Consider the following 20,241-nt stretch of genomic DNA (forward strand, 5'->3'; position numbering starts at 1 on the left):
TCGAGGAGCACGTGGTGTTCTTGGCTCGTCGTCCCCGCAACCCGCTCCCGGTGTCCCTCGGTGGTCACCGGGCCGACGGGGACGACTTGGGGCCGGGCTGCGGACCGTAGGCGGTCAGGAAGCGGTCGCGGAAGGTGTCCATCCGCCAGGCCGGAGCCTGCGGGCCGGGCTTCAGGCCGTCCTGCCAGCCCCAGCCGGAGATCCTGTCCATCACGGCCGGGTCGCGGGCGACGATCGCGATCGGTACGTCCCGGCCGAGCTTGCCTTCGGTGACGGTCGGGTTGGGCTGATGGTCGCCGAGGAAGACGAGCACAGTGTCGTCGTCGCCGTACTTCTCCACGTAGGAAATGAGGCTGCTCAGTGAGTACTCGATGGCGCGCCGGTATTCGGTGCGCACCTGGGCGGGGTCCTTCCACACGTCCTTGGGGTCCTTGCCCGCCTCTTTGATGGCGTGGTAGACCGAGCCGTCACCGACCTCGTCCCAGCCGATCATCTTGGGTATGGGGGCCCAGGGATTGTGGCTGGAGGCGAGAATGATCTCCGCCATCAAGGGCTTGTGGCCCTGCTTGCCGTGCTCCAGGCGTTCAAAGGCCGACAGGCTGTACTGGTCGGGTACGGGCGTCCAGCTGAACTTCGGCCCCTCGTATCCGAGATCCCGGGAGTCGTAGACGTTGTCGAGACCATAGAACTCCCCTTCCGGCCAGGACCGGGTGACGCCTGGCATGATGCCGACCGTCCGCCAGGCACCCGTGTGCTGAAAGGCGCTGGTGAGGGTCAGGCGGTCGCTCGAGGTGAGATTGCGGTACCGCTGCTGGTTCTTGATCCACAGGCCTGACGCGAAGGTGGAGTGGGCCAGCCAGCTGCCGGCGCCCGTCGTCGGGGAGGTGAGGAAGGCGCTTTGGGAGGTGAACCCGGCCGCGCGCAGCCGACTGGTCCCGTCCGCGAGCACCGCGCCGACCTGCGGCGCCATCTCCGGGTCCTCGACCGCGCTGCGGCCGTAGCTCTCGATGAAGGCGAAGATGACGTTCTTGCCGCGCAGTCCGGTCAGCAGCTGGTCGGTCGGGGTGTCGCGGAAGGCGTCGACGGCGGATTCCCTGGCGAACGTCTGCTTGTCCTCCAGGCCCGCATTCACCTGCTCCACACGGCTCTGGACCAGCCCGGCCGTGTTCCTGGAAGCGACCGGCCCGCCGGCGATCTGCACGCCGAGAGCAGCACAGGTGATCCAGACGGTCCCGAGGACCAACGTGGTCCGGGTCGCCGCGACGCTGTGCCGGACCACGAGGTGGCTCAGCCGGACGACCGCCAGTGCCATGAGAACGAGCAGGGCGAGGACGAGGACCACGACCCCGACCAGGGCCACGATCGTGCCGGCCTGGCCGACGGAGTCCCTGAGGAACGCCTCGGCGTCGTCGAACAGGATCCAGTCGAGCACCAGGTCGAACGGCCGGTCGAGAACCGAGTAGAAGCCCATGTCGAGGAATTTCAGAATGGTCAGCAGGCCCAACACCGCCCCGGCGAGCACCGCCACCACCCGCCTCGCCTTCGGCCGCAGGACGAGAAGCACGGCGGCACCGAAGATCCCCTCCACCGGGATGCGCGCGAACTCACCGGGCGTGAGGCGGGTGAGCTCGTTCGGCACGAGGAGACCGAAGAGCACGAGCACGGCGGCCAGGCCGGTGGTCACCCTTGCTCCGGCCTGTGCCGCGGCCGGGTGCCTGTCCCGCCAGCCTCCTGGTACGGCCTCGCCCGGGGCGTCACTGCTGCCGTCCTCACCCGCGGCGGTGTCGTCCGCCGCGTGCTCCGGGGAGGGGGAGGCGTCCGGCGGCAGGCCCTCGTCCCTGCTTGCGTCATCCGTGGTCGGCAGCTGACGAGAGCGTGTGAAGATCGACAAACCAAAGGTCCTTCCGTGCGAAGCCCGGTGATGACACGGCGGACCAGGCTCGGGACGTGCAAGGCCGCGACTAGCTGTACGGCTGGCCGGCGGCTTCAGTTCAGGCTCAGGGGCAACGGGGTGGTAACAGGCGTGGTCGAGCGCGCCGCCGGCCCAGGCAGCCACCTCCCGTACCGCTCCGGACAGAGCCCGCCCCCATCGTCCACCGCCGGTTCCAGGACCATCTGCGGGCCCTTCCCGCTGAGCGGCGGGGCACGATGGGGGCGGGCAGTGGCGAGCGAGCGCCGGTGGCCGGGGAGGCCACCGGCGCGTCGTTCTGTCGTCGTTCCGTCGTGGTGCTGCTGTCGTCGTGCCGCTGTCGCGCGGGGACGGTCAGCGGCCGGGCGGGGAGATCATCGCGGCCAGCACGGAGCGCCGGTCCTCGCCCGCCCGGGCGCGCAGGGACGCAGCCAGGCGGCCGGAATGGTAGTGCCAGTGGTGGTCGAGGTCCGGGTGGACCTCGTCCGTATCGCGGATCTCGCTGTCGCTGGCGAGCAGTTCGGTCAGGTCGGTGGCGAGATCCCGCCAGGTGACGTGCCCGCTCAGAGCATTGGCGATGCCGTGCACAGGTGAGTCCAGGCACGAGGTCACGGCCCGCGCCAGGGCAGCGGCATGCACCCAGGGTGCGCCGTACCAGGTCTGACCACGGGCGCCCGGTTGCGGCAGGGCGATCGGCCTGCCCTCCAGCGCAGCCTGGTAGAGCAGGCCGGTGGCGCCCCAGCGCAATTGGTCGCGCAGCCGGTCGTGCGGGCCCCACACGATGGGTGAGCGTACGACGCTCGCCCCACCCCGGTCCTGGGTGCCGGCCGCGCGCAGCAGCAGTCCCTCGCAGTCGAGCTTCGCCCGGCCGTACCCGCTCAACGGCTCCTGCGAGGCCGACTCCTCCGCCACCCACTCCGCGGCGGGGTGTCCATAGGCGTCCACGCTGCTGACAAAGACGAACGGGCCGCGCCGCCAAGCGTCGACCATCGCTTCCATCGCCGCCACATCGACCTCGGGACGGGTGAAGGTACAGGCCGCGTGGATGACGGCATCCGCGCTCTCGACCGCCTTGCGCAGGCCGGCCAGGTCGGCGAGGTCGCCCTCGACGACGTCCACGCCCTCCCCGGCGACCAGGTGCGAGGATTCGGGACGGGCCAGGGCCAGTACCGGACGCCCCTGGGCAACCAGTTCGCGCAGTACGAACGCGCCCACCCCGCCCGTGCCGCCGGTGACCAGAACCGTCCCCTCGCGCGAGCGCCGCGGGCGTGAGGATGTGGCCGGGGCTGCTGCGGCACGTTCCGCCTCGCGCGCCTCCAGCAGGGCGGTGATCGCCCGCGGGGTGCGCGCCTGCATGATGTCCAGGCCGGTCAGCGGCAGCTTCAGCGCGCCGCGCAGCCGCTCGGCGAGCTGGACGGCGGCCAGCGAGTGACCGCCGAGGACGAAGAAGTCGTCGTCCGGCCCCGGCCTGCTGCCCAGCACAGCCGTGAAGCCATCGACAACGGCGTCCGCACGGGGGCCTTCCGGCACGGGGACGGACGGCATCCCGGGCAGCCGCGCCGGGTCGAGAGCGCCCTCGGCCGTACGCGGCATGGCGTCCAGCAGGGTGACGGCGACGGGAACCAACTCCGGTGCCAGCCCGGCCCGGAGACAGGAGCGCAGCTCAGCAGGGGAAGGGCCACCGATCTCGCGCAGCACGGCGTACGCCAGAAGGGAACCGGGGACCGGTTCGAGTACAGCGGCATCGGCCACCTGGGGGTGTGACCGCAACGCCACCTCGGCCGGATGCCCGCCCCGGTCGTGCTCACGCGCCGGCGCCGTACCGGGCAGCTGCGACAGCCTCAGGCCCGGATCGGCCGCCACCGCGGCGAGCAGAGCGGCGTAGTTCCCGCCGAGGGCCGCCACCGCTTCCTCGTCCATGGCGGTGGGGCTGTACTGGACGAGACCGGCAGGGCTTTCGGTGTCCACCAGGCCGAACGAGAGGTCGAACTTGGCCTCACCGACGCCGACTTCCACGGACTCCCCGACCGTGCCCGGCAGACGCAGTGCCGTAGGGGAACCCAGGACGTCCGCGGTCACCCGTACCAGTGCCGTCCCGTCGGTGTCGCGGGCGGCGGCCCCGAGCTGCTCCAGAATGAGGTCGAACGGCACATCGCGGTACTGCTGGGCCTCCAGGAGCGCGTCCCTCACCCGCTCCACGAGCGCAGTGAAGGACGGGTCGCCGGACGCGTCCACGCGGACCGGGAGAGTGTTGACACACAGCCCGACCAGACCGCGCATGGCCGCGCCTTGCCGGTGCGTGGCAGCGACCCCGATCACCAGGTCGTCCTCGCCGGTGAACCGGTGCAGGGCGGCGAAGGCCGCGGCGAGTGCCACGGTGAACAGGGTGGCCCGGTGCTGTCGGCCCAGCTCGCGCAGGGCGGTCGGCACCTGCCGGCCGAGCGGAGCGGTGTGCGTGCAGGCGGGCCGTGTGCTCGCCTCGGCCGGCGGGGTCGCGGGGCGGGGCAGACGCAGGGGAGCGGCGCCTTCGAGCCGCTCGGTCCAGTGACGCAGCCCCTGGTCCAGACCGTGGGCGTTCGCGTGCTCGCGCCGTGCGAAGTCCGCGTACTGCGGCGGCTGCGCCTGGATCTCGGGAACGGTTCCCTGCGCGGCGGCCGTGTACAGCTGGGCCAGTTCCTCCGCAACTGTCTCCAGCGATCCGCCGTCGAGGCTGATGTGATGGAACGTCAGCTGAACGGTGTGGTCCTGCTTCCCGTGCCTGAGGACCAGGGCGCGCGGTACGGCCCCGGCGGACAGGTCGAAGGGGCGGCGCGCCTCCTCGGCCAGCAGGGCGTGCGCATCGTCCTCGTCCGTCTCGACGACGGGCACGGCGATCGCATCGGGCGCGGGGAACGCCTCCTGGTACGGCTCGCCGTCCCTCTGCCCGTACCGGGTGCGCAGAATCTCGTGGCGACGTACCAGCGAGGTCAGCGCGGCGGCCAGGGCGTCCACGTCGAGCGGGCCGCGCAGCCGGGTGGCGAAGGGCACGCTGTAGGAGGCGCCGCCGCGGCCGAGCTGGTCCATCAGCCACATACGGCGCTGGGCGCGGGAGAGCGGAGCGGGTCCCTGCTGGACGGCGTCCGGGGCGGGGGCGGGAGCGGGACGGCCGGAGGCGCGGGCGCGCGCCCGTCGCAGCAGTTCTTCCTGGAGGGCCAGGGCTGCGGGTGTGTCAGTGGCCATCGGTGTCCTCCGGGGCATCGGGGCGCAGATCGCTGTGTGCGGCGAGCAGCGCGTGCTCGACCAGAGCGGCCTGTCCGGCCACCGTCGGGGCGGCGAAGAAGTCGGCGAGAGCGAGCTCGACGCCGAGTTCCTCGCGGAGGTCGTCGGTGACACCGAGCGCGAGCAGGGAGTGACCGCCCATGGCGATGAAGTCGGCGTCCGGGCGGGTGACTTCACAGCCCAGCGAACGGCTCCACACATCGGCAACAGCCTGCTGCAGCGGCGTCAGCGGCTGGGCCGGGGCTTCGGGCGTGTCAGCGGCGACGAGGTCCGCGAGTGCGCGGCGGTCGACCTTGCGGGACGGGGTGAGCGGCAGATGGTCGACGACGGTCAGCTCGTCCGGGACCAGGTGGGCGGGCAGCACACCGGCGAGCCGCTCGCGCAGGGTGGCGGCGCGGGGCACGGGCCCGGGGGCGGCCACGACGAAGGCGACCAGACGGGCGTCGTCGGGAGCGGGGCGGTGCACGGTGACGGCCGCTTCATCAACGTCGGGCTGCTCCCGCAGGGCGTGCTCGATCTCCCCGGGTTCGATCCGGAAGCCGCGTATCTTCACCTGGTCGTCCCTGCGACCGTGGAACTCCAGGACCCCGTCCGGACGGGCGGAGGCGAGGTCGCCGGTGCGGTAGAGGCGCCCCAGCTCGCGATGGTCGGTGAAACACTCGGCGGTCAGCTGCGGCTGTCCGGTGTAGCCGTGGGCCAGCCGGCTGCCGCCGATCCACAACTCGCCGCGCTCGCCGGGCGCGACCGGCCGGCCGGAGGCGTCCAGCAGGTGCACGGTCGCGCCCGCGATCGGCCGGCCGATCGGCACGTGGCCGTCGCAGTCCGAGTCGGTGACGCGATGTGCCGTGGCGAATGTCGTCGCCTCCGTCGGCCCGTAGCCGTTGACCAGTTCCAGCCAGGGGAACGCCCGCAGTACCTGACGGGCGTGCTGGGCGGCCAGTGCCTCCCCGCCCACCACGACCGTGCGCAGCAGCGAGAACACCCGGGAGCGACGGACGGCCAACTGGTGGAAGAGCGCCGTGGTGAAGAAGGCGACGGTGGCTCCGTGGCGTTCCACCTGCTGGGCCAGGTCCTCGAACGAAGGCCGCTCGACGGCGCACACCACCACGGCGGCACCGTTGGCGAGCGCTCCCCACACTTCGAACGTCGACGCGTCGAACGTCATCGGCGAGTGGAACAGCACCCGGTCGCGGCGCGTGAGCGTGACGTAGGCGGGATCGAGAACCAGCTCGGCGATCGCACTGTGCGGTATCGACACACCCTTGGGCCGGCCGGTGGAGCCGGAGGTGAACATGATGAACGCCGCCGCGTCCACGCCGAGTTCCGCCGGGGGAATCGGTTTGTCGGTCAGCAGCGGATCGCCGGGCAGCGCGAGGGTGGCGACGGAGAGTCCCGCGGATTCGAGCAGCTTGCTGTCGCCCACGGTCAGCGTCACGCCCGCGTCGGCGGCCATGGCTTCGGTACGGGGACGAGGATGTGCCGGATCGAGCGGTACGCACACGGCGCCCGCCCACCACAGCGCGAGCTGGGCGACGACCGTGCGGGCGGAGCGCGGCATCAACAGAGCCACGGAGTCGCCCCGGTGGACTCCGTGCTCGTGCAGATGGGCGGCGAGAGCGCGGGCGGCGGCCACGAGCTGCGCATAGGTGAGCGTGGTGTCGCCGTCCGCCACGGCCAGGGCGTCCGGGGTCCGTTCGGCCTGCCACGCCACGAGTGCGGGCAGCCCGTCCGCGGGCGAGGGCCGTCCGGCCTCGGGGGCGTGCGGAGCTGCCGGGGTGCGCTCGCCGGGCAGAGTGCGGTCGGTGAGCATGGAGCCTTCCTTCAGGGTGTCGTGACTGTGCGGGGTCGAAAGGGTCATCTCAGGCTCCCGCCGGTCGCAGGGCGTTGCGGCGCTTGTCGACGAGGGCCGCGACGGCCCGCAGGTCCGGCTGGCGCAGCAGTTCGGGGGCGCGCAGCCGTACGCCACTCTCCTGCTCGATGACGGTCAGCAGCCGTGCGGCGACGAGAGAGGTGCCGCCGGCTTCGGTGAAGTTCTCCGTCAGCGTGGCCCGGGGCCGGGCGAGGAGGTCGCGTACCGCTCTCAGCACGAGCCGTTCACCGGGAGTGGCGCCGTCGGGCAGCTCGCCCTCCGGGCCGGCGGTGTCGCCGGCGGTGTCTTCCGAACCGGCCGCCTGTCGTGCCAGCTCGACGCGGTCCACCTTGCCGTTGGCGTCCAGCGGGAAGACGTCCACGATCCGCAGGGCCGAGGGTACGGCCTGCTCGGGCAGCCAGGCCCGGACCGCCGACAGAAGTCCGGCCGGGGTGGGGGCGGCCCCGGTGACCGGCCGTACGTGCGCCACCAGACGGGCGCGACCGTCGGGCGTACGCGGCGCGGTGACGACGGCGCCGGCGACGGCCGGGTCCTTCTCCAGCGCGGCCTCGACCTCCCCCGGTTCGATCCGCACACCGCTGATCTTCACCTGGTCGTCGAGGCGGCCGAGAAACTCCAGTCGCCCGTCGGCCAGCATCCGCACCCGGTCTCCGGTGCGGTACAGACGGTCCACTCCCGGCAGCTCGAGTCCCTCGGGAGGGGTGGTGAAGCGGAGCGCGGTCAGTTCGGGGTCCAGATAGCCGAGCGCCAGACAGCTTCCGCCGATGCGGAGCTCGCCCTCCTCACCGCGTCCTACGGGGCGGCCGTCCTCGCCGGTGACGACAACGGTCACGCCCGGTACGGGGTCGCCGATCGGCGGCCCGGACTGCTCGCCCGCCTCACGGTCCGTGCCGTTCATGGCGTACGTGGTGGTGACGACGGTGGCTTCGGCCGGTCCGTAGGCGTTGTGGACGGTCGCGGTGACGTCGGCGCCGGGACGCCGGCGCATCCGGTCACCGCCGACGATCAGGTGACGCAGATTCAGGTTCTCGGGCCAGGGCCGGTCCAGCAGCGGCTCGATCATCGGGGTGGCCGCGACGCTCACCGACACGGCGGCCTCGCGCCACCATCCGGCGAGCACGGCGGGGTCCCAGCGGACCTCGTCCGGAGCGGGTACGAGAGCGGCCCCGGACGTCAGTCCGGCCCACAACTCCAGCAGATGCGGGTCGAACGCGACGCCGATGAGCAGGGACTGCCGGTCACCAGGGACCAGGCCGGTCTCGGCGCGGTACCAGTCGAGCAGCGTGGCGAGCGCAGGTTCGGCGACGGCAACCGCCTTGGGCCGGCCGGTGGAGCCGGAGGTCAGTACGGCGTAGAACGCCTCGGGGGGTGCACAACGCGCGTCAGAACCGGGCGCGGCGAACGCCGCCACGACCCCGGCGGTGGCATTGACGCCCTCGCCGGGCAGCGCCAGGTCCACAAGGTCGGACGCCTGATGCCGGGACGGCAGAATCTCGGGGTCACCGATCAGGCAGACGACGTTCAGGTCCTCGGTGACGGCGTCGGTGCGGCGCTCACCGGGCCGGGGGCCCAGCGGCAGATACACCGCCCCGATTCTGGCGAGCGCGACGGCTGTCACCACCAGTGCGGCAGAACGGTCGAGGCAGACGCCCACGAGATCCCCCGGGCCGACTCGGTCGCGCAGTGCGCGTGCGACCTCGTCGGCGGCGGCGTCGATCTGCTGGTACGTCCAGCTGTGGCTCCCGTCGATCACGGCGGGGGCATGGGGGGAGCGGCGTGTCCACTCCTCGAAGCGGGAGAGCACTCCGGTCGCGCTGCCTCCGGCGGGCGCAGCGCCGTGGGCAACGCTGAGCGGGCTGCCCTGCGGATCGGGCCGCCGGGTGACGGCGGTCGTCGAGGCTGTCTTCGGCTGGGTCATCACGACTCCGTCGGCGTGGTCGTAGCTGCAGGTACGGGTACGGGTACGGGTACGGGTACGGGGTCGGGGACGCCTCCGACGCCGGTGCCGACGGCCGCGAGAGCACCGGCCTGGTCGGCCAGCACCGGGTTCTGGAAGAGCAGCCGGATGGGCGGACGCTCTCCCAGCCGCGGTTCGAGCCAGGCAGCCAGCTGCGCGGCGAGCAGCGAGTGGCCGCCGGTTCGGAAGAAGTGCGAGGCCGCGTCGAAGTCGCTGTGGCCCAGTACCTCGCGCCAGCCCTCGGCGAGCAGCGTCGTCATCGCGTCGGTCGGCATCGCCGGTCGCGCGCCGGTCTCCTCGGACGGCGCGACCGGCTCCAGCGCGGCGGCCCGGCGGGCGAGCGCCCCCCGGTCCGGCTTGCCACCTGCCAGTGTCGGCATGGAGTCCAGCCGCGCCCAGCGTCCCGGCACGAGCGCGCTCGGCAGCCGCCGGCTCATCTCCGCGTGCAGCGTTTGCTCGTCCCAGGCCTCACTCGCGTCCGCGCTCTCCAGGAAGCCGACCAGCCTCGGTCCGCCGGGGGCTTCGCGGTCCAGTACGACGGCGCAGGACCGGCCGCCCAGCGCGGCCGATGCGGCCGCCTCCACCTCTTCCAGTTCGATGCGGTAGCCCCGCAGTTTGATCTGGTTGTCCCGGCGCCCCAGGAAATACAGCAGCCCGTCGCGGCCGCGGTAGCCGAGGTCGCCGGTGAGGTAGACCCGCTCACCGCCCAGGGCCTCTACGTGTACGAACCGTGCGGCGGTGGTCTCGGGGTTGCCGACGTATCCCTCGGCCAGCCCGGCTCCGGCGATGGCCAGTTCGCCGACCGCGCCCGCCGGAAGCGGCCGGTGATGGGCGTCCAGTACATGGACCCGCTCACCGGGCAGCTCGGTGCCGAGCGGTATCTCCGCCCCGTCGGCGAGGTTGTCCCGGGTGATCTCGTGGACGGTGGAGCTGATGGCCGCTTCCGTGACGCCGTAGACATTGAGAACGGTGGCGTCGGTGTCGGCCAGGAAGGTGCGCATGACGTCCGCCGGGAGGCGTTCACCACCCAGGACCAGCAACCGCGGCGCCCAGCGGCCGTCGCGGAGCGCGGGGCGCACATCCTCCCGGGTGGCGAGGAAGTAGCTGGTGGGCAGGTTGGCCACGGTGACCCGTGCGGCGACCAGCATGTCGGCCAGCTCGGCGCCGGTGGGAACCTCGCGCTCGGGCAGGACGAGGCACGCCCCGGCGTACAGCGACGGAAGCACCTCTTCGAGCGCCACGTCGAACGACGGCTGGGCGAACAGCAGCACCCGGTCACCGGGTGCCAGGCCGAACCGGCCGGCCGCGCCGGTCAGATGGTTCTCCAGCGCCGCGTGACCCACGGCGACGGGTTTGGGTATGCCCGTCGAGCCGGAGGTGTGAATGACGTACGCGGCGCCGGGCACGACCTCGGCCGCCCGTGCCGAGGGCAGGACCGGGGCGTCGACGGTGGCTGTCGGCAGGCCGTCGGGAACGGTGACGGCGGTGTCGGCGGATGTCAGGACCAGTGCCGGATTCAGGCGGGTCAGCAGCAGTTCCAGCCGGGCCGGAGGGTCGGACGGCGAGAGCGGACAGTACACCGCTCCGGTACGGAGGCAGGCCAGTAGCGTCACGACGGAGTCGGCGCCGCGGGGCAGCACGGCGGCGACCGGCTGACCGGCTGTCACTCCCGCGGCCAGCATCCGCTGTGCGAGAGAGGACACCTGCACGTCGAGTTCGCCGTAGGTGATCCGTCGGGCGCCGATGAGCAGCGCGGCCAGGGACGGGTCATGGGCGGCGGCGGGGTCGAGCGGCTCGCGAACCTGGCCCTGGGCGGCAGCGGCCGGGACGGCCGGCGCCTGCGGCAGTGCGAGGTCGGCCGATGTCTGCGGCAGCGCCAGGTCGGCGAGGACGGTGCCCGGGGCGTCGAGATAGGCCCGCAACAGGTCCAGGAACCGCTCGGCGAGCAGCTTCGCCACGTCCTCGCCGAACATGTCGGCGTCGTAGTCCCAGACCAGGGTCATACCGGGAGCACCGTGCCGGGGGCCGACGCCGCGCCGGTCGTCCGGCAGCAGCACCACGTCCAGGTCGAACCGGGTGGTGCCGGTGTTGAACCCCTCGAACAGGGTGATGTCCAGGCCCGGGACGTCGATCTCGGGCAGTTCGGCGTCGTGTGCACTGAACATGACGCTGAACAGTGGGTTGTCCGCGCCCGATGTGTGCAGCCCCAGCGCGCGGGTCAGTTCCTGGACCGGCACCTCCTGGTGCGGCAGGGCGCGGATGAGCGTGTCGGTCACCTCGTCCATCGACTCCTCGGCCGGGGCGGCCGGGTCCAGCCGGAGCGAGAGCGGAATGGTGTTCACGAACATGCCCACGGCGTCCTCGAAACCTCGTGGGCGGTTGCCGACCGCGGTGCCGACGACCATCTGCGAGCGGCCGCTGTGGCGGCGCAGCAGTTCGGCGAAGAGCCCGAGGAGCGTGGCGAACGGTGTCAGGCCGCGGAGGCGGGCGTGGTGGCGAAGGCGTTCCGCCAGATCCGCGCCGATCGACTGGCGCAGCTGGCCGCCGTGGTGCCTGCGCAGCGAGCCGGGCCGGGTCAGTCCGGGCAGCGGCATGTCGTACGACACGTCGCGCAGTTCACCGGTCCAGAATTCCAGACCGGCCTGCCGCTCCTCGGCCCGTACGTCCCCGGACTGTGCACGGACATGGTCGGCGTAGGAGGGCGCGGGAGACAGCTCGGCCGGCTCGCCCAGGACGTGGCCCCGATAGACGGAGAACACGTCCCGCAGCAGGATCGCGAACGAGTGACCGTCGTGGATCAGATGGTGCTCGACATGGATGAGCCGGTGGCTGTCGTCCGCCATCCGGACCAGCGTCCAGCGCAGCAGCGGCGCCTCGTACGTGTCGAGCGGGGTTTCCGCCTCGGTGCGCAGCAGCGCCTGGAACGCGGCCTCCGGGTCTGCTTCCCCGCCCAGGTCCACCGTGCGCAGCCGCGGCACGCAGGCATCGGCGACCCGCTGTCCGGGCATCGCTCCGGCGACGGAGACGAGTTCCAGCCGCAGACCGGGGTGGCGGTCGAGTGCGGCGGCGAGCCCCTGGTGCAGGGCGGCTGTGTCGAGCGGGCCCCACAGGTCGAGTGCGGCGGTGAAGTTGTAGGCGCGGCTGCCCGGTTGCACCTGCTCGTGCAGCCAGACGATCTCCTGCGAGGAGGAGAGCGGAAGCATGGGCGATCCCTGAGGTAGTCGGGTCGGGTGTTCGAAAGGGCCGGATCGAGGTCGGACCGGCCGTGATACACAGGCCGGTCCGCGGATCGCGCGGCCAGGCCTGGTGGTGTGGGTGCTCGGGTACGGGGGCGAAGGGCCGTGGTGGATCAGCCGGCCGTCGGCGCCGGTGCCCGGAGCGCGTCGGCGAGTGCGGCGAAGGCACTCTCGGCGATGTGGTCGCCGAGGACCGAGCGGTCCCACACCATGCGCAGGTGCAGCTCGTGCCCCTGGGTGACGGAAACCGCGAAGGGACCGCGCACAGGTCTGCCATCGATGTGGACCTCGCGGCCTCCCACACCGCCCAGGTGGAGCGGGGGGCGTCGCCGCGCCTCGTCCACGGTCAGCATGCCGTCGAGCCGACCGGACCAGTCGGAGCCGGCCGCCCGAGCTGCGTGCACCACGGCGTCGAAGGGTGTGTCGGCCCGGTCCAGGTCGTCCCACCAGGCGTTGGCGGTCGCCTCTGCGGCGGCGGGCGCCTGCCCTGTCGCGGCCGGGAAGACCACGGTGTTGAGGAAGCAGCCGAGCACCGGTGCGGCACCGGGCGGCCGACCGCCCCACGGGTAGCCGAGTGGCACGACCTGGCCCGGTCCGTACAGGGCCCGCGCGGCGGGACGGCAGGCGTCGAGCAGTTCGGGGAAGGGCACACCGCCCGGCGGCGTGGGCATCCGCAACTCGGCCGAGCCGCTCGGCAGCGTGCCGGGTGCGGCAGGTTTTGGCCGGAGCACAGGGGACTGTTCGCGGACCGCGCGGAGCCGGTCGCCCCAGTACGCCATCGCCGCGGGCGAACTCGCGCGCTCCTCCGCGTCGAGCTGCAGCAGGACGGCTTCCCGGTAGGCCGCCAGCTCGGCTGCGGTGTCAGCGGGATCCGGCCCGTCGGCCCCGGCCGTTTCGTCGTAGGCGGCACCGAGTTCCTCGACGATCCGGGCAAGCGACTGGCCGTCGCACGCGGTGTGGTCCAGTACGACAGCGAGCATCTCCTCCGCGGCCTCGGGCTCCCGCGCCAGGAACAGCCGCAGCGGCGAGCCCTGCGGGGTCCAGTCGCTCAGCGCCCGGCGCAGGACGTCGGCCGCGTCCTGGCCGGGCGCGCAGGGCACGCGCGTCACGGGCACATCCGGCTGCTCCAGGCACAACACGGGCGTGCCGCGCAGCACGGCCGGCCGGCCGCGCAGTACCGGATGCAGGGCAGCGAGGTGGTTCGCGGCTGCCGCCAGGCGTACGGGATCCACTGCGCCGCGCGGGAAGGCGAAGAACATCGGAACGAGGTCCGGCCGCCCGGCGCGGTCCAGGGAACGCACCAGCACGAAGCGACGCTGGGCGCCGGTGACGGGCAGCAGGGCCGGTGCCCCGTCGCCGGAGTCGAGCCGTCGGAAGCGGGCCAGGTACTGGCTCGTGATGCTGAGCACGTGATCCTCTCTGTCGTTGCTGTGCTGCGCTGCCCGGGCAGATGCGGGCGGTGCGGCAGCGAGTGGTGGCCGGCGGGCACGGGCCGGCTGAGGTGGGGTCGGCCGGCTCGGTCAGCCGATGGACGCGGGCTCGGCCCGGTCGTCGGTGCCGGATACGGCGGCGTCCTTGTCCTCCACCGGTTCCGTGTCCGGCAGTTCGCGCATCCGGCGCAGCGGGGAGAGCAGCAGCGGCAGCGGTACGGCGAGGAAGCCGGCCGCGCACCACACCAGCGCCACACGTGCGCCGAAGGCGTCGGCCAACGCGCCGCCGGCCAGGGCCCCGAGCGGCAGGGTGCCCCACATCAGGAACCGCAGAGTGGCGTTCATCCGGCCGAGCAGCCGGGGCGGGCACAGGGTCTGCCGGAAGCTCACCTGCGCGACGTTGTAGACGACAGCTCCGAAGAAGACCACACCGGAGCCAACTGCGAACAGTGCCGCCCCCGCGCCGCGTCCGGACAGCGGCCACAGCAGCGCGAACGGTCCGGTGGCCAGGGCTGACAGCCAGATGATCCGGGCCTGGCCGAGCTTGCGGGCGATGGTTCCCGCGCAGAGCGCGCCGGCGAGCCCGCCCAGGGCGGCGGCGGACAGCACGAGGCCGACCGCTCCGGGCTTCAGTTCAAGCACGCGGACCAGGAAGACGGTCTGCGTGGCCATCAGCATGGCGGCGAAGAAGTTTCCCAGACCGGTCGCAGCGGCGATCACGCGCAACAGCGGCTGGCCGAACACGAACCGCAGCCCCTCGCCGATGTCCTGACGCAGGGATGTACCCGGTACGGGTTCCGGGCGGCTCTCCGGTTGTCTGATGCCCAGCAGGAACAACGCGGAGAGGGCGTAGCCGACCGCGTCGGCCACGATGGCCAGGTGCGCCCCGAGCAGCTGGACGAGACCGCCGCCGACACCGGGACCTGCGACCTGTGCCGAGGAGCGGACCGTCTCCAGTGCTCCGTTGCCCGAGACCAGGTGCTCCTTGGGCAGTAGTTGGGGCAGGAAGCTCTGGTGGGCCACGTCGAAGAAGACGGTCGCCACACCGGTGACCAGGGCGACGACGTACAGCTGGGCCATCGTCAGTACGCCGGCGACAGCGGCCAGGGGGATGCTCGCCATGGCCACGGCCCGTACCGCATCGGCCCGGATCATCAGCGGCAGCTTGCGCATCCGGTCGACCCAAGCCCCGGCCGGCAGCCCGATCAGCAGAAACGCGGCGGTCTCTGCGGCCGTGAGCAGACCCACCTGGAAGGCGGGCGCTTCGAGGATGAGTACGGCTACGAGGGGCAGGGCGACCAGGGTGACGTGGGCGCCGAGCTGCCCAGCCGCGGCTCCGGCAAGCAGAAGACGGAAGTCGCGCATGCGCAGTGGACCTGGGGTTGCGGCCCGGGGTGTGACGAACATGTGAACGACCTTCACTGAACAGGTGATTAGTAGTCAAAAGCCAAAGAGCACTTTCGGTCGTTTCTTTCGCTGTTTGTGTGCGAGGGCAGGAAATATTTCGCCAGATCGCGGCAACTTCCGCATGAATGACGGATGCTGCACTCGCCGGGAGGCAGGAAACGCGCGGCCGTGACGGTGTGAGGTCGGGCGACTGCGCCACGGATTGCACTCTGACCGAAAACAGTCACTCCTGACCCCTTGTTGGCGGAAGCGGTCATTCCACCCGCTATGAACCACATAGGGCCAGCGGCGAGGCCGGCCCCTCTCGCCACGAACAGGCGGCACAGGGGAGAGTCCACCGCGGCCCGGGGGATCCTGAACCACCATCCGGTGGAGGCGAGCCCCAGCTCGGTCCCTGTTCACAACGTGAAGGGTGGGTGGACCGTCCGCCGTCGAGGGCTGGAACACCGGCGGGAGCTGCCGCCACGTGCAGCCGGAAGCTGCATGAGTACGATCGCCGCCCGACCTAGTGGGCTCAGGAGTTCCACGTCGCGTCTGCCACCGCGATATAGCGTGTGGCCATGTCCGCGTTCATACAACAACTTCCCGCCCTGATCGGCGTGGTGGTCGGCGCTCTCGGATCGTACTTGGCGATTATGCGGGCCGATCAAGCCCGCTTTCGCCGTGAGCAGGCGGCCCGTTGGGAGGAACGCCGGCTGGCGACCTACGCCAACTACGCCAGGTCGCTGAAGCAGTCCGTCACCCTGACGTACCGGACGCGGCCCACCTGGGCAACGACCCTCACCCGCACCCCTTGTCGCCCGAGGAGGCAGCGCCTCACCTGGCCGATGCCACTGATGCCAGGGATCCGGCCGGGGAGGCGCTGTTGATGCTCGGCACCCCGGAGGTGGTGGAGAGAGCCCGCGAATGGGTCGTCGCGGTCATGGACATGGAACGATTCCTGCGCGACCGGGGACCCATGACCCGGAGGCATGGTCAGCCATGCTCGAACGCCAGCGTGCCGCACGTGAGAGGTACTACGCGGCCGTCCGACGCGACCTGGCCCTCCCACCCGGCCATTCCGGGGAATGGCCGCTCCCGACTTCCTCGGGGACCGGGTGACTGCGTTCGAAACGGTCTCCTGCCCGGACGAGTGCGACGAGACGGGGTGCGCTGACTGCGCGCCATCGGAGCCGGATCGGTCATCACGCGGGGCAGATGGACGTGGAGGTGCTCGACCTCGACTTCGTAGGCGCGTTCGCGCAGTGCTCAGCCTGACGTTTGACCACTCCCCAGCGGTTGAGGCATCGTGCCAGGGTGGTGGCCATGTCGACACTTGATCACCACGACTGGTCATTCACCACTGCACGCGAGCCGGCCTCCTTTGCCGCGTGCCAGGAGACGGACTCACCGTCCGTGGAGCACGCATTGGCGGGGAGCGCCACGCTCTGCGGTATCCGGCAGGATCAGGTGACCGTGTACCGGCATCCGTTCTTTGCCGAGAGGGCAGAGGCGTGTTCGGAGTGCAGGAAGGCGGCTGCTGACGCTCCTACTGAACCCGGAGTCCAAGAACGCCTTCACGGAAGGGTTGAAGTCGCAGTGCCGGGCAGCTTGCGGGACGAACTGCTTGAGGCGCTCCGGAAGGGCGCCGACGTCCGGCTCTGGGTCAATGGACCGGCGGACCGGATGGTGCGTCACTACGCGGAACTCGACCGGATCGTCGACGGCGGCGAACCGATCGAAGCCGTGTTGCGCGGGGGCGGCCGACTTGGGTTGGCGCGCGTGGTCCACGGTGCTCGTGAGTTCGTCGTGTTCCTTCCTGAGGACGGCGCCACGTTCGTCGCCCGCGCAAAGCCAGGGTCGTGACTGTCGGGGTTGCTACTCCGAGCTTGTGCTCCAGGCCGTTTCGTTTGGATCACCGGGCGGACCGGAGGTGCACGGGGGCGGCGTCTCGGCAGTGGTCCTGAACTGCGTGCTGGTGCTCGGTCCCGCAGCGCGGGCAGGGGAGACGCACGTCACATTCGTTCATGTCACATCGTGCCGAGCCGTTCCGTCAGAAGTGTGTAGCCACCGACAACGGCAGAGGAGCACACCATGGATGCCCGTTTGAACGTCTTCGGCAGCCCGACCGCAGGCAAGGTCCTGAAGTACTTCACCTCCGCAGGCAAGGTGGTCTCGGACTCGGCACTGCCGGAGGCAACGCAGGAACTGGTGAAGATCCGCTCGAGTCAGATCAACGGCTGCGGTTTCTGCCTCGACATGCATACCAAGGACGCTGCCGCCGCCGGTGAGACCTCGGCGCGCCTCAACCTGGTCGCGGCATGGCGGGAGGCCACGGTCTTCACCGAGGCCGAGCGCGCCGCGCTGGAGCTGACGGAGCAGGGCACCCGCATCGCGGATGCGGCCGGTGGCGTCACGGACGAGGCCTGGGCGAACGCCGCCAAGCACTATGACGAGGAGCAGCTCACCGCCCTGGTGTCCCTGATCGCCCTCATCAACGCCTTCAACCGGATAAACGTCATCGTCCAGCAGCCCGCCGGCGACTACCAGCCCGGCCAGTTCGGATAACCGGGAGTGCCTGGCCGCGGGGCTGGTGCCGTTCCGCGCCGGCAGCAGCCCCGCCCTCCGGCACCGCCGGCCGGGCCCGGGGGCGTTCCCCCGGGCCCTCCAGTGGTCCGGCTGACCAAGCGGGATCAGGGCGTGGCTGTCGTGGACGTTGGTGCCGGAGATTGCGACGGACCGGGGCAGACCGGTCCACTCGGTATCAGATGGATCTTCGATCCGTACGCGCCCCGGCTGACAGGATTCTGACCTGTCAGGTCCCCCTTTCTTACGGGCCCTGCGCGCGGATCTCCTCGATGGCCACCTGGGCGGCGTCCTGCGAAGCGCGCATGGGCATGCTGCCGAAGCCCACGTGCACCGGTGGTGTGCCGGCGTCCAGGAACGCCACCAACTCCGCAGGGAGTGGGCGTTCGTCCGGCCCGACGTCAGGAGCTCGTGAGGATGACGAGTTGCTGGGTCGCTCGGGTCATCGCGACATAGCGGTCGACCGCTCCTTCGATGCCCTTGCCGAACGCCTCTGGGTCGATGAGGACGACCAGGTCGAACTCGAGCCCCTTCGACAGCTCCGGGGTCAGCGACCGGACACGGGACGTCGTACGGAATGTGGGATCACCGATGACGCAGGCGATCCCGTCGGTATGTGCGGCGAGCCAGGTGTCGAGGATCGAGCTCAGATCCGAAGCAGATCCGTGTACGACGGGTACGTTGCTGCTGCGGATGGACGTCGGCACGTTGGCGTCCGGGAGCACGGCCCGGATGACCGGCTCGGCTTCCGCCATGATTTCTTCCGGCGTCCGGTAGTTGATGCTCAGGGAGGCCAGGTTGATCCGGTCGAGCCCGACCCGCTCGAGCCTTTCCTGCCACGACTCCGTGAATCCGTGCCTGGCCTGGGCACGATCGCCGACGATGGTGAAGCTCCGGGACGGGCATCGGAGCAGCAACATCTGCCACTCTGCGTCGGTCAGTTCCTGAGCCTCGTCCACGACGATGTGCGCGAACGGGCCGGCGAGCAGGTCCGGTTCGGTGCCGGGCGATGCGGTCTCGTCGACCAGGGTGTCCTGCAGGTCCTGTCCGCGCAGCATCGTCACCGCACCTTCACCGTCGGCATCGGCCTCGAGCAGGGCGTCGATGACGTAGGCCATGTGCTCGCGTTCGGCGGCGACAGAGGCGTTGTGCCGACGCTTACGTCGCGACGCCTCCGGGTCGCCGAGCCGCTGCCGTGCTGCGTCCAGGAGTGGCAGGTCGGATACCGTCCAGGCCTGGGCGTTTTCGCGCTGCAGCTTCCGAACGTCATCAGGGCCGAGCCAGGGAGCACACTTGCGCAGGTAGGCAGGTACCGACCACAGGTCTCCGACGAGGTCGGCCGCTTCGAGCAGCGGCCACGCGCGGTTGAAGGTAGTGAGCAGCTCCCTGTTCTGCAGCAGCGACTTGCGGAGCAGGTCGGCCGGGGCGTCGCTGTCGTGCTTGTCCACCAGGATCGTGACCAGCTCCTCCCAGATCTGGTCGCGCGCCTCGTTGTGCGGAGCACCAGGGTCTGCTGCTTCGAACGCCGCGGCCCAATCGTCGGCGCTCAGCCAGATGTCGGACCAGTGGGTCGTGACCGTCATCCCCCTGGTGGGCGGCTCCTCGTAGAACCTGACGGCCGGCTCGATCGCCTTCACCAGGTTCGCGGACGACTTCAGGAGGGCCACGTTCGGGTCGGTCTCGATCGCTGCTGCGGATCCCTCGGCGACGAGGTCCCGCAGGGTGCAGGTCTGCACGCCCTCCTCTCCGAGGCTGGGGAGGACGTCGGCGACGTAGCCCAGGTAGGGCTGGTGCGGACCGACGAACAGCACGTCGCCCCGGCGGGGACCGAGGCGCGGGTCGGAGTAGAGGAGGTAGGCGGAGCGGTGCAGAGCGACGACGGTCTTCCCCGTACCCGGACCGCCGTCGACGACGAGAGCGCCGCGGGATCCCGCGCGGATGATGGCGTCCTGGTCTGCCTGGATGGTGCCGAGCACGTCTCGCATCCGTGTCGACCGGTTGCTGCCCAGGCTGGCTATGAAGGCGGACTGGTCGTCGAGCGCGGCGTGCCCGACAAACCCGTCCGAGGTGAACACCTCGTCCCAGTAGTCGCTGATCCGGCCGCGGTTCCAGCGATATCTGCGGCGGCTTGCCAGACCCATCGGGTTGGCGTGGGTGGCTCCGAAGAACGGCTCCACTGCGGGGGAGCGCCAGTCGAGCAGCAGCCGACGACCCGTGCTGTCCGTAAGGCCAAGTCGTCCGACGTACACGGGCTCGGCGCTGTCTGCGCTGACCATGCGCCCGAGGCACAGGTCCAAACCGAAGCGACGCAGTGTGCGCAGGCGAGCGGTCAGCCGGTGGATCTCCATGTCCCGGTCCATCGCCTGCCGGCCTACGCCGCCGGGCGTCCTGCGCTCGGCATCGAGGCGGTCGGACAGGTCGGCGATCGACTCTTCGAGGCACTCCGCGATGGCCGCGAAGTGCTGCTCATCGCCGGCGATCAGCGTTGGGTCGGCCTTCGGGGAGAGGCGGTCGGGAAGTTCAAACGCGCTGGTAGTCAGGGGGTTCACAGCATCAGCTCCGATTCTGAGGTCGCTTGCGACCATTGCGCGCAGCAAGGCGTCCGGACC

At 71.1% G+C, this 20,241-nt stretch carries 10 protein-coding genes and 2 pseudogenes; 3 read left to right on the forward strand and 9 right to left on the reverse strand.

Annotated elements, in window-relative coordinates; translation table 11 throughout:
- Positions 1-64 precede the first annotated feature (64 nt).
- From OG883_RS38420 to OG883_RS38450, 7 genes are all read right to left on the reverse strand, one after another.
- Complete coding sequence (locus tag OG883_RS38420) at positions 65-1,891, reverse strand: sulfatase (protein ID WP_266551497.1); 1,827 nt, start codon at positions 1,889-1,891, stop codon at positions 65-67.
- 372 nt (positions 1,892-2,263) lie between these two features.
- Positions 2,264-5,128, reverse strand: coding sequence for a condensation domain-containing protein (locus tag OG883_RS38425; protein ID WP_266551499.1), 2,865 nt, complete (start codon positions 5,126-5,128; stop codon positions 2,264-2,266).
- Entirely contained in the window at positions 5,118-7,025 is a 1,908-nt protein-coding gene (locus OG883_RS38430; protein WP_266551504.1) for a non-ribosomal peptide synthetase, read from the reverse strand. Before OG883_RS38430 ends, OG883_RS38425 begins: the two co-directional genes overlap by 11 nt.
- Before the next feature lies 1 nt (position 7,026).
- Entirely contained in the window at positions 7,027-8,955 is a 1,929-nt protein-coding gene (locus OG883_RS38435; protein WP_266551512.1) for a non-ribosomal peptide synthetase, read from the reverse strand.
- Positions 8,955-12,197: an amino acid adenylation domain-containing protein gene (locus tag OG883_RS38440; RefSeq protein WP_266551514.1), complete on the reverse strand. Its 3,243-nt coding sequence runs from the start codon at positions 12,195-12,197 to the stop codon at positions 8,955-8,957. The genes OG883_RS38435 and OG883_RS38440 overlap by 1 nt, the downstream gene beginning before the upstream one ends.
- 146 nt (positions 12,198-12,343) lie before the next feature.
- Positions 12,344-13,639, reverse strand: a complete 1,296-nt coding sequence (locus OG883_RS38445; RefSeq protein WP_266551516.1) for a non-ribosomal peptide synthetase — start codon at positions 13,637-13,639, stop codon at positions 12,344-12,346.
- Between the two features lie 111 nt (positions 13,640-13,750).
- Positions 13,751-15,067 (reverse strand): MFS transporter, encoded by a 1,317-nt coding sequence (locus OG883_RS38450; RefSeq protein WP_266551518.1) that lies wholly within the window; start codon positions 15,065-15,067, stop codon positions 13,751-13,753.
- A 560-nt stretch (positions 15,068-15,627) separates the two neighbouring features.
- On the opposite strand from OG883_RS38450, the pseudogene OG883_RS38455 reads away from it, so the two are divergent.
- From OG883_RS38455 to OG883_RS38465, 3 genes and pseudogenes are all read left to right on the forward strand, one after another.
- Positions 15,628-16,168, forward strand: a pseudogene (locus OG883_RS38455) (hypothetical protein).
- A 204-nt stretch (positions 16,169-16,372) separates the two neighbouring features.
- Positions 16,373-16,912: a hypothetical protein gene (locus tag OG883_RS38460; protein WP_266551520.1), complete on the forward strand. Its 540-nt coding sequence runs from the start codon at positions 16,373-16,375 to the stop codon at positions 16,910-16,912.
- Between the two features lie 228 nt (positions 16,913-17,140).
- Positions 17,141-17,614, forward strand: a complete 474-nt coding sequence (locus tag OG883_RS38465; protein ID WP_266551521.1) for a carboxymuconolactone decarboxylase family protein — start codon at positions 17,141-17,143, stop codon at positions 17,612-17,614.
- Between the two features lie 268 nt (positions 17,615-17,882).
- Here the strand turns inward: OG883_RS38465 and OG883_RS38470 are convergent.
- Positions 17,883-18,032, reverse strand: a pseudogene (locus OG883_RS38470) (glycosyltransferase); the annotation flags it as partial.
- A 1-nt stretch (position 18,033) separates the two neighbouring features.
- Positions 18,034-20,181 carry an RNA polymerase recycling motor ATPase HelR gene (helR, locus tag OG883_RS38475; RefSeq protein WP_266551523.1) on the reverse strand — a complete coding sequence of 716 codons (2,148 nt, stop codon included), beginning with the start codon at positions 20,179-20,181 and terminating at the stop codon, positions 18,034-18,036.
- Between the last annotated feature and the right edge of the window lie 60 nt (positions 20,182-20,241).

The organism is Streptomyces sp. NBC_01142 (genome assembly GCF_026341125.1).
Taxonomy (GTDB): Bacteria; Actinomycetota; Actinomycetes; order Streptomycetales; family Streptomycetaceae; genus Streptomyces.